This is a genomic window from Pseudomonas sp. NY11955 (genome assembly GCF_048068035.1).
Lineage (GTDB): Bacteria > Pseudomonadota > Gammaproteobacteria > Pseudomonadales > Pseudomonadaceae > Aquipseudomonas.
Genome location: NZ_JBLUPS010000022.1, coordinates 1 through 12,944 on the forward strand (window position 1 = coordinate 1; position 12,944 = coordinate 12,944).

A 12,944-nucleotide genomic window follows, 5' to 3' on the forward strand; every position below is an offset into this window, starting at 1 on the left:
CCGCCTTGAGGGGGCGGTTTCTTCTTTGCGATCCAGGCTTGAGGGGCCTCGGCTCGCGTATTCACTGAGTGCAGTCACGCTATAGATCCTATATAGCGTTTAGCTAAACGTCAACTAAACACCCCCCCACGCCCATTCACAAGCCGCCCGTCGGGCAGGTATGATGCCGCCAGCTTGCTTGTGACCCCTCAGTGAGGCGGGACCTGGGTGTCAAGATTTTAGGAGAGAACACCCCTCCGACACGATGTGAGAAACCGTGCCGGCAAGCTGCACTTTGGAGGGCCAACCAACTGGGTCACTTCACTGAGTGCAGTCACGAGCACTCCGAAGGCGTTGAAGTGCCGGTTAGACGCTGGAAGAGACCTGCCTGTACGGAGGTAGGGTATGAAGCGCATGCTAAATATTCTGAGCCACGTATGGACTGCCTACAGAGCCCTGAGCACGCTCAACTCTGTATGGGAGTTCCTGCGTGATCAATACGACGGCTTCTAACAGCTCGTTTTATTGATGTAGCTTTGATGTAAAAAAGGCCACCCGAGCGCAAGCAGAGGTGGCCTTTCTGGTTCCGGCCTGGGATCAGCCGTTGTGCCTGCTGGCCCGCCCGATAGCTCGGATCAGGACAATCTTCTTCCATTCTGGGTTGCTTCTCTTGGCTTCGGTTACCAGGTAATCCATAGCGGCATCCCCGCCCGCTTCACCAAGCGCCTCCAAAAGGCACTGCTCTATGTCATCAGGATTCGATCGCTTGGCCTGTTCAATCAGGTAGGCCACTCCCTTGTTCGCCTTGATCACGTTACTTCCTCTGGTTCATTGCCTGGTGCTGTCTCTGCGTCCACCACCAGCTGGTTGAGGCCGCCTATCAGCTCCCCTACCGCGTCGGTGTATGCAGCGTCAGCCTTGCCCATGGCGCGGAGCAGCTTTGCCCGCTTGCTATGCGACATGCTCATTACGTCGCTCATATCTGCTGTGGCCTTGCGTCGTGCCTCGCCGGCCTCATTGACCGGGTCCAGGAAGCGCCGCAGGGCTATCGTATCAACCTTGGCCATTGGCATCCTCTGGTAGCGGATCCAGCTCGTGCTTCAGCACGTACCGGGCGATATCGATGCAGCCTGGGCAGTCGACCAGGGCATCGGTGGGTAACCCCTTCTGTTTCGGATCGGTCCAGTCGGTGAACCGGCACAGCGTTGTGAAGCCGCTGGACGGGTTGCCGGCATAGTGGGTCACGTCGCGGTAGGGGTCATACACCCTTTCCACGAGCGGTAAGCGCTTGGCCATCTTCCCCTCCCTGATTATCTGGCACGAAGCCTCGCCCGTCGCACACGGTGCAAGTTTCGCGGCTGTATAGTGGTTCGTGGCCGTTGCAGGCCGGGCAGCCATTGAATGGCGAAGCGTCCACCCAGGCGCGCAGCATGTGAGCCAGACGGCGGTGCGGGCTGGCCTCGGCCTGGACGCAGGCTTCGAGCAACGCTGAGTAGACCTGCATGTCAGTGGTTGGCTCGATCAGCACCGGCCCGTACACGCCTGAAGGCTCCTGCTTGAAGCAATCCAGCTCTTCCAGCACCGGCACTGTACAACGCTCGCAAAGCGGCCCAACCGGCGGTGAGCCGACCTGATGCCAGCGTTGTGCCCCGCATTCCGTGCAGTCAGCTGCGCGCACGCGCTGTTTTGCTTCCAGCCGCCTGCGGGCGTCCTCCCAGCTTTCACCAGGACGCGCGCCCGCCTGAATCTGTGCGTCTGTGAGTGTGTATTGCGACACACGGCCTCCTACAAATCGGCGCCAGCACCTGGTCGCGGCCTGGCTGTGCCGATCATGGCATAAAGTCACAACATCACAAAAGAGCCGAATGCGCCTTTCTTTGCCAACCGTCCCGGGCCCAGGACGTTTGCGGCAAACCTACGGGCGCAACGTTGCGCTACAACTCAGTCGTCGTAGTGAAGGCGGCATTGCAGGATGGTGAGTACGTCGGCCTCGTAGAAGTAGACCAGACGGTGCTCTTGGGTAATGCGGCGGGACCACAGGCCGGAAAGATCGCCCTTCAGGGCTTCAGGCTTCCCGAGGCCAGTGAATGGAGTGCGGCGGCACTCATTGACCAGGCGGTTGATGCTTTCGTGAATCTTGGGATCGGCTTTCAGCCAGTGGCAGTAGTCATCCCATGCTTCGTCGGACCACTTCAGGCCGGCGATCTTACGTGCTTCATCTTTGTTCTTCTGCTTCTGCTTGCTCATTTGTGATCAATTCCTTGGTTACGGCTTGGCCGGACCGGAGTTGAGCAATGGATGAGCGGAGACGCGCGGCGTTTTTGGACGAGGACAAGAGGTGCAGTGTCTCGTTCATGCCGTTGTAATCTTCCAGAGAAAGCATTACGACGGGTTCGCCACGCTGTCGCGTGATTATGGCGGGCTCGTGATCCCGGCAAACATCATCCATTGTCTGCTTCAGTTCGGCGCGAGCCTGGCTAAAAGTCAGTACGTGCATTAGGTATCCTCGGCTGCTTACTTGCCAGCCAATAGCTCTCGTAGAAACCTGCAATGGCAAGGCTACGATGACGGTGTTTCAAATGGTCATTGACCCGCGTCGTGGACAGTCCGGGTGACCCGTGAAGTGCTTAGCGCTAAATCACCAACAAGGCCAAAAGCTAATGAGGCTTTACAAAAGGCCTTGAAGCAAGTCGCCGTGTGGCAACGATTGAATAGTACAAAACGTTGTACCATCTTGTCAATAGTAGGTTGAGAAATACCTTGACATCCGTGTCACTCGACGTTAGCTGCTCTTCACTGCCTTGAGCTGCGTGGTCTCGCAGCAGCTGCCGCACACTACTCGCATTGCCCCTGAGCGCGTTTGCTTGAGCGGCCCGCCACACTGGCATTTGTTGGCTTCCAGGAACCTGGCCACTGCCGCGTTGATGGCAGCGCCATTGTTGCGCCTGGGCATGACGTGGCCCAACGCCTTGGCCACACGTTTGTAGTCACGGCGAATCCAGCCACCGCCGGGTTCGTCGGCCAGGCCGTCACCGATCATGTCGCCCAGCTTGACCAGGTCCTTGTAGAGGCGGGCCTTGGGGTCTACAACCGGCGCTGGTGCCGGCTGCGGTGCGGGAGTGCCGAACAGATCCGGCTGGATATCATCTGCTATCACTCGCTATCCCTCGGTATCCACTGTGTGGGCAGCGGGTTGACCATGCACTGAATCTGGGCCGTGGCCTCGCCCATGTAACCGCCCAGGCAGAATCCAGCTGCAAGGCACAAGGTGGAGGCGACGAACACCAGCACCAGCGCAGTCTCAATCTTCAAGGCCCTGCTCCTTACGCGCTGCTGCAAGCCTCACCGCGTCAACCCCGCTCGCCATCTGGTCATTGTGGGCTCGCAGGCGATCGGCCAGGGTGTTTAGCGCCGCTACCCCTCTATTGTGTGTGTTTTTAAGCTCTGTCAGCTGGTCAACTACCGCCTTTACACGGGATGGAATGTCGGAATGGCTGTAGCGGGTCAGTGGGGGCTCAGGGCCGCGCAGCACGATTGCCACTTCACTCAGCAGCGCCGCCTGGCGTTTCACCAACTCATTGAGTTCCTCGCATTCTTCACGCAGTCGCTCAACCTCGCGCGCACTGGCCTGATCGGTATGGCCTGGCGCAGCAGCTGGCAGTGGCAGCCAGCCAATCGGCTCGCCTTCACCGTCGCGGAAGCAATCCTGCTCCCAATCCCACCCAGCAAACTGCCAGCTGTCGTGGCCGGTATCGCTCAGTGCGTTGGCGCCGATCGTCACACACACTTCCTGGTCATCGGTCGGGTTGTCACGGAAGCGCACGAGCAGCAGCACCAGCGTGTTGGTTTTGGGGGCGGTGGCCATGTCCAACCAGGACGTGGCCGACACTACGCCGAATACCTGGTGCTGGACTGCCTGAAGGGTGCTGATCAGGAACGATAGTGATTGCAGACCAATCAGCTTGGAGCGTTTGCCATTCAGGTGAACCCACAAGGCTCCGTCGCTGTGCTCAAGCTTATCCAAGGTCCCTACTGGCTCTGGATAGGCGTTAGGTGCATCAAGTGGGAAGTACTGCGCAGATACGGCGTTCATGCTTTCACCTCATCGCTGGTCGCACGGCGGATCGGCAGCATGCCCCCGCGGTTGAAGGACATCCCATTGAAGATGCCTGCCCCTACAGGCAGCCAGGTCACGCCATCCTCTTCCAGGTACTGGTCAGTGGCCTTGATGACATCCCCATGGTTCAGCAATTGGTACGCTGCCGGGCTTGGTTCAGCACCGGCGCTGGCGAACAATGCAGCGCGCAAAATGCCTTGAGCCATGTCTACGGTGCAGAACCCTGGGGTGAACAAATCCATGACTGCCGATAGAACGCGGTCAGACGGCGAGCGGAGGCTGAGCAATTGAGCCCGGAACCGGTCATTGCACTGCCTTGCAGACTTGAGGTCATCTTTGACTGCCTGGAGGCGCGCTTTCAGCCGCTCGGCCTCGCAAGGAACGGCGGATGCTGGTGGCTGGAGGTAGACATAGGCGCTGCCATCTTCGTCGCACAGGTCATTTGCTTCAGCCATAGCGAACAGCACTTGCTCGGGGAACTCCATTTCAGCGATACCGCCCTCCAGCAACCACTCCAGGCGCAAGCCGTCCTCATCATCTTTGCGAGTGACTGCCACGGCCTGTATCAGTATCGGCCCGCCCTGTTGCTCCTCGAGCGTGCTGGCGACGTCGATTGGCATGTCTTGGGCAGAACTGGCTAACGTGTACAGGCTCCACGCTCGGGCGTATGGGTGGAATTTGTAGGTATCGCCTTCGCGGTTGGCCTGGATGCCGCTTAGCAGCATCTGCCGGACATCTATGTCTCCTAGATCCTTGTGGTCTTCAGTCATCGCCATATCGAAGTCCACATAGGACGCTTCAAAATGCTCTCGGCTTGGTACCGGCAAGCCGTTGCTGAGTAGGGTCGGTGTGCTGGTCATGCGCGGTTTTCCTTTTGGCGTTCTACGTCGATTTGTTCGTAAAGGGCATCTACCCTTGCTTGCTTACGTTCCAGCGCCTGATAGCGCTTGCGGTACTCTGCAAGCGCCTTCTCGAATGGCTCTATCTGCTCTAAGAGGCGCAGACGCTCCGCCGGGTCTTTCGACTGGTTGAAGCAGGTGGCCAGCCGGTCACGCTCTTTGAGGTCCATCGCCTGAAGGTTGCGGTTTTCTTGCTCCCGGTCTGCCTGCACAGCTGCCGCCTGCTTTTCCCAGCGCATGGACAGCACATGGCTCATCTTGGGGCGCTCAAAGAAGACACGTTCCCGGATCCAGGTAACCAGTTCTTCCTTGGTCATCTGGTCCAGCACGTCTTGCTGGGGTTGGCCGCGCTTCATGCGGCCTCCTGGGTGCGTTCGTTGGCCAGCCGGCGGAATTTCCAGGGATCGTTAGCCTTGGCGAAAGCCGCCATGGTCCCCGGGCTGACGCTGTTGCCGCACATATGGGTTTGCTCGCTTACTTTGAAGGGCACACCGTCATGGCCATGGCTGATGATGTAGGTGGCTGGAAAACCTTGGGCCAGGTACAGCTCACGGGGACGGAGCATGCGCATGCAAAGGTCGACAATCGCCCACTGCTCACCTGCAATCCACACGGTGACCAGCGCCAGCCGGTCCTTGGTGGTGATAGTGGTCACTGGGTCATTCATAGCGGCCCACTGGCCGCCCGTGTGGTGGTAACGAATCAGGAATGCCGCAACCCGCAAAGCGCCCTCCATGTGCTCTGGGGACAGCGGCAGTTGCTCAAGGCTGGTGCTGGCCAGCGCATGGTGCTCCCCTCCAGTGAGTGTGCTGATAGGGTCATCTACGGCACGCCCGTAACTACCGTTGCGTAAGGTCACCAGGTGGGCCGTGGCCAACTGTTGCTGGCTGCCTGAGGTGGTAATGGTGCTCATGCCCTTCGTCACGCTGTGGGCCGCTGTGGTGTTCTTTCCGCCATTGCATTGCACCAGGACGGGAGCCACCAGCGAAAAGTGCCCACCTTTGACAGCTGCGCAAATGGTCGGAATCGATGTATCTACCGGCATGACGCGCTGACGTGAAGCATTCGCGTGCTCAGTGAGGAATGGTGCAAGCAAAGGGGCCGCAGACGTCAGGTCAGCACGCTGCGCCGGGGTTACATTCGGGAAGCCTCTATCGCTCACGAACTTGGATGGAACGAAGAACGGCCTCTCCTTCTCGATCACCTCACGCACTACCCCCTTGGCCAGCCGCGCCAGGGTCTTATCAACCAGGGGGTTCTTGCGTTTGAAGATCGACTGACCAAGGTCGGAGAAGTCGATGCACTCGGCAGCGGTGCGGTATGGCTTCTGGCCCTTGGCCGGTTTGGCGGCGTGGGTTTTGGGCGGCGCCACCGGCTTCTGGTCATCGGCGGTGGCCACCATGTACAGGCGCTCGCGGGTGGTCGGGTCGCCGTAGTCGCAATTGCGCTCTACCCAGTAGTTGACGTTGTAGCCCAGGCGCTTCAGCTCGTTGATGAAGTGGCGCCAGGTGCGACCCTTGCGCTTTGGATCGGGCACCAAGAACTGCTCGTGACGCGGCACACGCTCGCCCACGGCTGCCACAGAGCCATCCAGCTTGACCACGCGGCCTGTGTCCTTGTCGCGCTTGGCGATCATTGGGCCCCACTGCTGGATTTGCTTGACGTTTTCGAGGCTGATAACCCACGGGCCCTGGTTGCGCTTGCGCAGCTTGCCGGCGTACTTGATCACCACCCAGCTCAGGTCGCGGATTTCTTCCTTGCGGGCCTGGCCTCCCAGCGCCTGACTGAAGTGCCGGCAGTCAGGCGATGCGTGCAGCCAGCCAACGACACGCCCCATGGCCGCTACCAGCGGACACACGCCCCAAACATCGTTCTGGTAGTGCTTGGCATGCGGGTGGTTGACCGTGTGCATGCTGATGGCTTTGGGGTTGTGGTTGATGGCCACCGCCACCTTGCGCCCCAGGCCAATCTCCAGGCCGGTACTGGCACCGCCGCCGCCGGCGAACAGGTCGATAATGATGGCCTGGTCGTTATCGTCCAGGGCCAGGGTGTACTGCGTTGTGAAGTCCAGCTGGCGTGGTTTCTGAAGTACGGACATGGGGAATCCTTACCGCTCTTGGCAATTGCTCGAAATTTGGGAGGAAGGCGCTGACCAGCAGCGCCTGTAAGGTCAGGCGGTGATGCGCTCGCCTATGACCTTGGTGGTGTAGGACACGGAGTACTCCAGGCTCAGCTCGAACTCGCCTTCACAGACATCGCATGACATGTTCTTGTCCTGGTGGTCATCGCTTTCAATGTGGATGACCGACGCGCAATGCGGACACTTGCACTGGTCTTGGGCCCGGTAATCCCACTCGTCGTAGGGGGACTCCGCTACCTTGGCCAATGCAGAGGCTTTCTCGGCAGCGCGCTGAAGGTCATTGCACGGAACGCATAGGAACCCATTACGCACACCGTACGGCGTCTCGGTTAGTTTCGAGCGGTGGGTGCCGCAGCCTTCGCACACGTTGTGCTTATCGCACACGATGTAGCCCGAGCCATCGTGGTCACCGCTGCACTTCCGGCAGCCGGACACCCAGTACCAGGCATTGTCGATACGCTCTGCATACAGGCCCTTCTCTGGCGGCTCCAGCCTCACCTCAGGCAACCCGTTCGAGTGTGGGCGGTCATGGCTCATGCTGTTCCAGATGTTGGTATGGCCGGAGCGGGAGCGCTCGGTCCATGCTCCTGGAATCTCGGTGATCAGAATTTTGGTGTTCTTGTCCATGTGAGTCCCCTTCAGCCGGCGTTGCGCTTGAGCTGGTCGACCAGCACCGTTGGCAGGTTGCGAATCAGCAGCGTGCCGGCCTCCTGGTCGTACTCGACCTGGTCGCCCAGCAGGTGCGCTTCAAAGCTGATCGACAAGCCGTTCACGCGCCCGGTGAACCGGCGGAACTGGTTGAGGGTGCGCTTATCGGCAGGGATCACGGGCGACAGCCCATAGTCGGCGTTGCGGATGTGGTCGTAGAACGACTTGGGGCGATCCTCGTCAAGCAAGGTCGACAGCTCTTCCAGGCTGATCGGCTCACCCATTTTGGTCTGGGAAGTGGCGTAGGCGACCAGGTCCTGGGTTTTCTCGCGCGCCGATTCCTCGGGCAGATCTTCGCTTTTGATGAAGTCGCTGAAGGCCTTGAGCAAGGTGCGAGTTTCGCCAGCGCCGTCGATGCCTTCTTGGCAGCCCACGAAGTCACGGAAGTAGTCGCTGATACGGCGGCCGCTTTTGGCCTTCAGGTAGGAAATGTACTGCCGGGAGGCGGGGTTGTTGCGCCACTCCGAAAGGTTGATTCGTGCCGCCAGGTGCAGCTGGCCCAGGTCCAGGTGCCGCAATGGGGTTACGTCCAGATCCGCGCTTACCGCCACGCTCTCGCTGTGCCGCAGCAGGGCGATCATCAGGTACTGGGTGAGGCCTTGCTGGTAATGCACGAAAAGGACGTGGCCACCGGTCGACAGGTTTGACTCTTCCATCAGCTTTTGCAGGTGTTCGACGGAATCGCGGCAGAACTCGACGTAGGTGCTTTGGTCGTCCAGGTACTTCTTCAGCCACCCGCTCAGTGGGTAGGCGCCAGACTCACCGTGGAAGAAGCCCCAGCCTTTGCCGGCTTTGGCGTTGTAGGCGTCATTGAGGTCGGCCAGCAGGTTCTCCAGGGCATCGCTGGAAGGCAGCTCGGTATCACGAGCATGCAGCACCGCGGGGCTGCCGTCGGGCTTCTTGTCGATGTAGTGCACGACGGCGTGGCGAATGGGCATGTGTTGCTCCTTGGGTGAACGGCGCACGATCCCCCGCGCGCCAGCAGTTGATCAGTCGTAGGTAACGTCGTCTTCTTGGCAGTCCAGGATCAGCTTCGAGGCGCCGAAATACAGGCACGCCACGAGTTTTTGCCACTTGGACTTCATGGAGAAATTGCGCCCGATCGGCTCGCCCTCGATCAGTGCGCTGATGACTTCGCCCACTTCAAGGCCACGGTCAGAATGGCCGGTAATGCGCACAACCAGGCGGTTGGCGTACTCCATGTCACTGCGTGGGCGTTCGCGCAGCGCATTGCGCTCACGGAAGGCACTTTCTGGCTCAGCGTCGAAGAAAATGTGGATGTAGCGCGCCCGCTCGCCATCGCCTTCACGCATGGCGACGTGTGGCAGGTGCCAACCGCGCTCAGCGGCCTTGCCCTGGTGGACCTCGGCAAACGCCTCAAGCACCGACCTCAGGCTGATCACCTCAGGGATGAAGTCGGTGTTCAGGATGTCGTCAATTGCCGCCACAGCACGGCGCAACAGGTCACCAGTGGCGCCGGCTTCGGCCCAGCGCTCACGCAACGCGGTGGCAATCAGGTCGTTATAGCGGGGTAGGTCAGCGATCTTGGACAGATTCGCCGGCAGGGCCTTGGCCAGCTCTTCCTTCAGGTTGGCGGCAAAGGCGCCGTGTGCGCTGAAAGCCTCGCGGCAAACCTCGGTGAACAGCTTTTCGACGTGTGCGCCAATGATTTCGGCGGGTCGGTCGCTTTCGGAGAAGGCCTGCACCTGGTTAACCAGGATCGCCTCCAAAGTCATCTTGCGGGCTGCGTTCATAGTGCTACTCCCTACTTCACACTGATGGATTGGTGCCGTTGACTGATCAACCGCAGTGACATAATGGCATAAAGTCACAATATCACAATAGCGTTTTATTGGTGTTTTCACGCTATCCCGCCTGCCTATTGTCGTGGTCGCGGTACTGCTGGCTCTCGTACCACTTTGCGAGCAATGCCCGGACTTCAGCCGGCACCACCCGCCCCGCCGCTTCCACCATCCGCACACAGCACTCCACCAGCTCAATCTCCCGCGCGTACTCGGCAATGAACTCGGCCTTGTTGCCGTGCACCGCCTTCATCGACTTCAGCGGGCCATTCCCGGGCTGGTGATGGCCAGCGCACAGCGGCAGCACATACCAATGCGCATGGCGCTTCGTTCGGCCATCGCAGTGATGGATCGATACATAGGCCTGCTCTTCGTAATTGCGGGGGCGGCCATCGAGGATGCAGCAGATGCACCCGCACACGTCCGCCACGGTGTCATGCCAACGCACCTCACCTACCGTCCTGGTCCGACCTTCCATCACTCACCACCCCTATGCGGTCAGTTGCTTGTTCGTTTCGCTCCACCTGGTCTGAATCTGGTGGCAGCACCTGGTCATCACCGCACTCCACTCCCCGTGGTACCGCAGGGCTTTGGCTGTTCAAGGCGGGCACGGCAGGGTCAACAGCGCCGCCTGTGGGGGCTGTTATCTGATGTGCACCATGCTTAACGCTTGCGGCTTGGCCCTGAGCGCCCTCCGCTTTGGCCTGGCGAACCTCGGCCAGGACGGTGATTTTCTTGGGCTGCTGGACGTCGACCAGGACGTGCTGGTACTTGCCCACGGTCTGGCGGGACAGCTGCGCCAGGCGCGCAACGGCGGCCTGGGTGATGGCCTCACCACGCTCCAGCAGGCCGACGCATGCGGCGCGGATCTTGGCCTCGGTAGCCTTGCGGCGTACGTCGTGGGTGCGTTCTGCGGCTTGCTTCTGGCGCTCTGCCAGCGGCAGGGACGGATCCAGCTCCATCGAGCCGCGCACGCGCCCGCTGCCGGTGTAGCGGTACCAGCACCACCTGGCCACGGAGCGGACAGTGGCGCGGATCGAGGACAGTGGGAGGTCGCGTGCGGTGAAGCCGGCACGAGCGAATCGATTCTCGCTGTGGGCGTACTGCTCAAGCTGGCGGGTAAAGGACTGGAAGGTGCCCCGATCGCGCTCACGGTTCGTGATGCTGTAGGCGAAGTGGCGCAGCTTCTCGAACATGATGCAGTGGCGCGAATGCGACACCTGGTCCAGGTCCGGGCCTTTGCGCCAGGTAGGTAGTTTCAGCTCGACATACTCGGCCAGCTCGCCCAGGTCGTAGACGTGTGCGTGCAGGTCCGTGGTCTGCCACCACGGGTGGCCAGGCGTCTTGGCCACAGGGCCGCTGTGATAGTCCTCGTCGGCCTGGAGGCGTTCCGCGAAGGCGGCGTACACCGCTTTCATGTACCTGACGGGCCGTTCGCGCGCCTTTTCCGACGTACAGATAGGGCTGATGGCGTAGTAGAGGTGCGCGTGGCCGTTCTTGCGGTTGCGAACAATCAGGTTCGGTGCCGGCAGGCCGGCGTCATCCCAGGACAGCGCGTTGGCGTGGTCCAGGTCGAAGATCAGCCAGGACACCATGTCGCGGCGGTTGATCTGCATGTAGGGGAAGTGGGCGGCAGCATGCTCGCGGGGGCGGACAAGTGCGGCGGTCTTGTTGTCGCTGCAACGGGCCAGGTAGGGGGCCTCGTGCATGAAACGCTCCATGGCGGTAGCGAACGTAACGTTCTTTACCTGGTAGGAGTCTGGCGGGGGTGTAAGGGTGAATTCCATTGTCATCGCCATTCCGGCGGCGAGCAAACTACGGCGCTTCACCGGCTTGCAGGAAGCCGAAGTGACAGCCATAATTGGCCCACCTGAAGTGGTTGAGCAGACCTGTCCTCGTCAAAGTTCGGTCTGTTCAGTTTTCCAAGAAGCCCCGCCTGCGAAGCGGGGCTTCTTGCTTTCTGCTATTCGGACTTACATAAGGTTTGGCTCCAGTCGGGCGACGGTCGCCCCGATGTCATCGATAATCTCGGACAACCAACCTGCCCGCCCCGGATCGCTCTCCAGCGCGTAGTAATCGCGCAGGTCAGACAGCGCCTCGGACAGGGCGGTGAAGCTGGATTCATCAAGGCGTGGCGCGGTGGCCGCGGTGCTGTTCGTGAAGGGCATCATTTGACCCAAGGCGCCACCCTCCGGCTTGTGAGCGATTGGATGAAGGCCCTGGGACGGGCGGAAATTTGCGGAAATGATTAATGCGCAGGCGCCGCGACCACCCCGTTTGGATGGATTTTGGCGTGGAGACTGGGCCAATTGGCGGCCCATATCACATTTTTTTGCCGGCAACGAGGGCGAAGTGCCGTCAGAGGCTTTGCTGCTTGACCAATTATGGTAAAGTCCGGTCACGATGCTGCGCTCCCCTGTTTAGGTGAGCACATACGATCTCCACGGCATAGCGCCTTGAAAAAGGCCCGCCCAGAGCATGGAAGGCTTGGTGGTGCGAAGGGTTTAAGCATCGTCTGTGTTAAAAAAGAACCTACTGCTTGCCGGCGGACCAGGTTCTTTTTTTTCGCCTCGATTTTGTGTTCGGTGATAAGCAGGCCGCCTGTATACCATACCGGCCATCTGCCATCCAGTTAATCATGTATCCCCGGACATTGTAATACTGTTCACATGAACAGCGTCACTGATTTCTTTCCTCCCGCGGCAGTTTCCTCAGGGCCTTCATCGCCTTCTCATAGAACGCGGCGGACACGCCCCGCTGCCCTTCACACGCCAGCTCCAGCTGCTCGAACTTGCGCTTGCCGATCGCTACCACAGCCGCCTCCCCGCGCGGCTTCGCATAGCGCATAAGGCGCCGTGCACGTACCAGGGAAGCCCGTAATTCTGGGTACGGGTAGGGTTGCTCAAGATAGCCATACGGCAAGCCAGACGCCTCTTCCACCCTGCGCGCCAGGTATTCCGGGAAACCTCCCTTGGCCTGTGACGCCTGGATGATCTGATTTGACAGCGCTTCGCCTTCAGCCTGCGGCAGGTGCGCCAGCAAGGCGCGCATGCCCTTGGGGCTATGCAGGTCCTTGTACAGGTTGAATCGCTGGTACCGCGCTCGCTTGCTGGCGTCTACCGCCTCCCTGGCGGTCTCGGCACCCTCAAACACTTCTAGGTTCATGCTCTCGCTTCCATTGGTAAACCGTGGGTAATTTACGCAATACACCATAGAAACGCTATTAAACTTTGATAAACCTGTTTACTCTGCACGGATTGGGGAGTAAGGGCGCAAACAGATAGGTCCGGGGATCGTTC

At 60.0% G+C, this 12,944-nt stretch carries 19 protein-coding genes; all 19 read right to left on the reverse strand.

The annotated features are described in order from the left end of the window. Nucleotides 1-576 precede the first annotated feature (576 nt). The 19 genes from ACNFBR_RS26930 to ACNFBR_RS27020 all read right to left on the reverse strand — a co-directional run bounded on the left by ACNFBR_RS26930 (nt 577) and on the right by ACNFBR_RS27020 (nt 12,810). Nucleotides 577-792 carry a hypothetical protein gene (locus ACNFBR_RS26930; RefSeq protein WP_416737546.1) on the reverse strand — a complete coding sequence of 72 codons (216 nt, stop codon included), beginning with the start codon at nt 790-792 and terminating at the stop codon, nt 577-579. Further along, nucleotides 789-1,046 carry a hypothetical protein gene (locus tag ACNFBR_RS26935; protein WP_416737547.1) on the reverse strand — a complete coding sequence of 86 codons (258 nt, stop codon included), beginning with the start codon at nt 1,044-1,046 and terminating at the stop codon, nt 789-791. The genes ACNFBR_RS26930 and ACNFBR_RS26935 overlap by 4 nt, the downstream gene beginning before the upstream one ends. Further along, a complete protein-coding gene (locus ACNFBR_RS26940; RefSeq protein ID WP_416737548.1) occupies nt 1,033-1,275 on the reverse strand; it encodes a hypothetical protein in 243 nt (80 codons plus the stop codon). The genes ACNFBR_RS26935 and ACNFBR_RS26940 overlap by 14 nt, the downstream gene beginning before the upstream one ends. Next, nucleotides 1,238-1,756 carry a hypothetical protein gene (locus ACNFBR_RS26945; RefSeq protein ID WP_416737549.1) on the reverse strand — a complete coding sequence of 173 codons (519 nt, stop codon included), beginning with the start codon at nt 1,754-1,756 and terminating at the stop codon, nt 1,238-1,240. Before ACNFBR_RS26945 ends, ACNFBR_RS26940 begins: the two co-directional genes overlap by 38 nt. Nucleotides 1,757-1,920: 164 nt before the next feature. Then, nucleotides 1,921-2,226: a Txe/YoeB family addiction module toxin gene (locus ACNFBR_RS26950; RefSeq protein WP_416737550.1), complete on the reverse strand. Its 306-nt coding sequence runs from the start codon at nt 2,224-2,226 to the stop codon at nt 1,921-1,923. Beyond that, entirely contained in the window at nt 2,195-2,476 is a 282-nt protein-coding gene (locus tag ACNFBR_RS26955) for a type II toxin-antitoxin system Phd/YefM family antitoxin (protein ID WP_416737551.1), read from the reverse strand. The genes ACNFBR_RS26950 and ACNFBR_RS26955 overlap by 32 nt, the downstream gene beginning before the upstream one ends. Before the next feature lie 285 nt (nt 2,477-2,761). Next, complete coding sequence (locus tag ACNFBR_RS26960; RefSeq protein WP_416737552.1) at nt 2,762-3,136, reverse strand: hypothetical protein; 375 nt, start codon at nt 3,134-3,136, stop codon at nt 2,762-2,764. After that, nucleotides 3,133-3,291 carry a hypothetical protein gene (locus tag ACNFBR_RS26965; protein ID WP_416737553.1) on the reverse strand — a complete coding sequence of 53 codons (159 nt, stop codon included), beginning with the start codon at nt 3,289-3,291 and terminating at the stop codon, nt 3,133-3,135. The genes ACNFBR_RS26960 and ACNFBR_RS26965 overlap by 4 nt, the downstream gene beginning before the upstream one ends. After that, a complete protein-coding gene (locus tag ACNFBR_RS26970) occupies nt 3,281-4,072 on the reverse strand; it encodes a hypothetical protein (RefSeq protein ID WP_416737554.1) in 792 nt (263 codons plus the stop codon). The genes ACNFBR_RS26965 and ACNFBR_RS26970 overlap by 11 nt, the downstream gene beginning before the upstream one ends. Then, complete coding sequence (locus tag ACNFBR_RS26975; protein WP_416737555.1) at nt 4,069-4,956, reverse strand: hypothetical protein; 888 nt, start codon at nt 4,954-4,956, stop codon at nt 4,069-4,071. The genes ACNFBR_RS26970 and ACNFBR_RS26975 overlap by 4 nt, the downstream gene beginning before the upstream one ends. Continuing rightward, nucleotides 4,953-5,351: a hypothetical protein gene (locus ACNFBR_RS26980; protein WP_416737556.1), complete on the reverse strand. Its 399-nt coding sequence runs from the start codon at nt 5,349-5,351 to the stop codon at nt 4,953-4,955. Before ACNFBR_RS26980 ends, ACNFBR_RS26975 begins: the two co-directional genes overlap by 4 nt. Further along, entirely contained in the window at nt 5,348-7,093 is a 1,746-nt protein-coding gene (locus ACNFBR_RS26985) for a DNA cytosine methyltransferase (RefSeq protein ID WP_416737557.1), read from the reverse strand. The genes ACNFBR_RS26980 and ACNFBR_RS26985 overlap by 4 nt, the downstream gene beginning before the upstream one ends. A gap of 72 nt (nt 7,094-7,165) precedes the next feature. Beyond that, nucleotides 7,166-7,762: a hypothetical protein gene (locus ACNFBR_RS26990; protein ID WP_416737558.1), complete on the reverse strand. Its 597-nt coding sequence runs from the start codon at nt 7,760-7,762 to the stop codon at nt 7,166-7,168. An 11-nt stretch (nt 7,763-7,773) separates the two neighbouring features. Beyond that, complete coding sequence (yejK, locus tag ACNFBR_RS26995) at nt 7,774-8,781, reverse strand: nucleoid-associated protein YejK (protein ID WP_416737559.1); 1,008 nt, start codon at nt 8,779-8,781, stop codon at nt 7,774-7,776. A 51-nt stretch (nt 8,782-8,832) separates the two neighbouring features. Then, a complete protein-coding gene (locus ACNFBR_RS27000; protein WP_416737560.1) occupies nt 8,833-9,597 on the reverse strand; it encodes a hypothetical protein in 765 nt (254 codons plus the stop codon). A gap of 112 nt (nt 9,598-9,709) precedes the next feature. After that, nucleotides 9,710-10,093, reverse strand: coding sequence for a Ref family recombination enhancement nuclease (locus ACNFBR_RS27005; protein ID WP_416737561.1), 384 nt, complete (start codon nt 10,091-10,093; stop codon nt 9,710-9,712). A gap of 1 nt (nt 10,094) precedes the next feature. Then, nucleotides 10,095-11,432 carry a replication initiation protein gene (locus tag ACNFBR_RS27010; RefSeq protein WP_416737562.1) on the reverse strand — a complete coding sequence of 446 codons (1,338 nt, stop codon included), beginning with the start codon at nt 11,430-11,432 and terminating at the stop codon, nt 10,095-10,097. Nucleotides 11,433-11,618: 186 nt separating this feature from the next. Further along, nucleotides 11,619-12,047 carry a hypothetical protein gene (locus tag ACNFBR_RS27015; protein ID WP_416737563.1) on the reverse strand — a complete coding sequence of 143 codons (429 nt, stop codon included), beginning with the start codon at nt 12,045-12,047 and terminating at the stop codon, nt 11,619-11,621. 277 nt (nt 12,048-12,324) lie between these two features. Continuing rightward, entirely contained in the window at nt 12,325-12,810 is a 486-nt protein-coding gene (locus ACNFBR_RS27020; protein ID WP_416737564.1) for a hypothetical protein, read from the reverse strand. Nucleotides 12,811-12,944: the final 134 nt, after the last annotated feature.

Coding starts and splice junctions, on each gene's coding strand:
- ACNFBR_RS26935 (WP_416737547.1), bottom strand. CDS start 1,046: ATGGCCAAGGTTGATACGATAGCCCTGCGGCGCTTCCTGGACCCGGTC.
- ACNFBR_RS26940 (WP_416737548.1), bottom strand. CDS start 1,275: ATGGCCAAGCGCTTACCGCTCGTGGAAAGGGTGTATGACCCCTACCGC.
- ACNFBR_RS26950 (WP_416737550.1), bottom strand. CDS start 2,226: ATGAGCAAGCAGAAGCAGAAGAACAAAGATGAAGCACGTAAGATCGCC.
- ACNFBR_RS26955 (WP_416737551.1), bottom strand. CDS start 2,476: ATGCACGTACTGACTTTTAGCCAGGCTCGCGCCGAACTGAAGCAGACA.
- ACNFBR_RS26970 (WP_416737554.1), bottom strand. CDS start 4,072: ATGAACGCCGTATCTGCGCAGTACTTCCCACTTGATGCACCTAACGCC.
- ACNFBR_RS26975 (WP_416737555.1), bottom strand. CDS start 4,956: ATGACCAGCACACCGACCCTACTCAGCAACGGCTTGCCGGTACCAAGC.
- ACNFBR_RS26980 (WP_416737556.1), bottom strand. CDS start 5,351: ATGAAGCGCGGCCAACCCCAGCAAGACGTGCTGGACCAGATGACCAAG.
- ACNFBR_RS26985 (WP_416737557.1), bottom strand. CDS start 7,093: ATGTCCGTACTTCAGAAACCACGCCAGCTGGACTTCACAACGCAGTAC.
- ACNFBR_RS26990 (WP_416737558.1), bottom strand. CDS start 7,762: ATGGACAAGAACACCAAAATTCTGATCACCGAGATTCCAGGAGCATGG.
- yejK (WP_416737559.1), bottom strand. CDS start 8,781: ATGCCCATTCGCCACGCCGTCGTGCACTACATCGACAAGAAGCCCGAC.
- ACNFBR_RS27000 (WP_416737560.1), bottom strand. CDS start 9,597: ATGAACGCAGCCCGCAAGATGACTTTGGAGGCGATCCTGGTTAACCAG.
- ACNFBR_RS27010 (WP_416737562.1), bottom strand. CDS start 11,432: ATGGAATTCACCCTTACACCCCCGCCAGACTCCTACCAGGTAAAGAAC.
- ACNFBR_RS27020 (WP_416737564.1), bottom strand. CDS start 12,810: ATGAACCTAGAAGTGTTTGAGGGTGCCGAGACCGCCAGGGAGGCGGTA.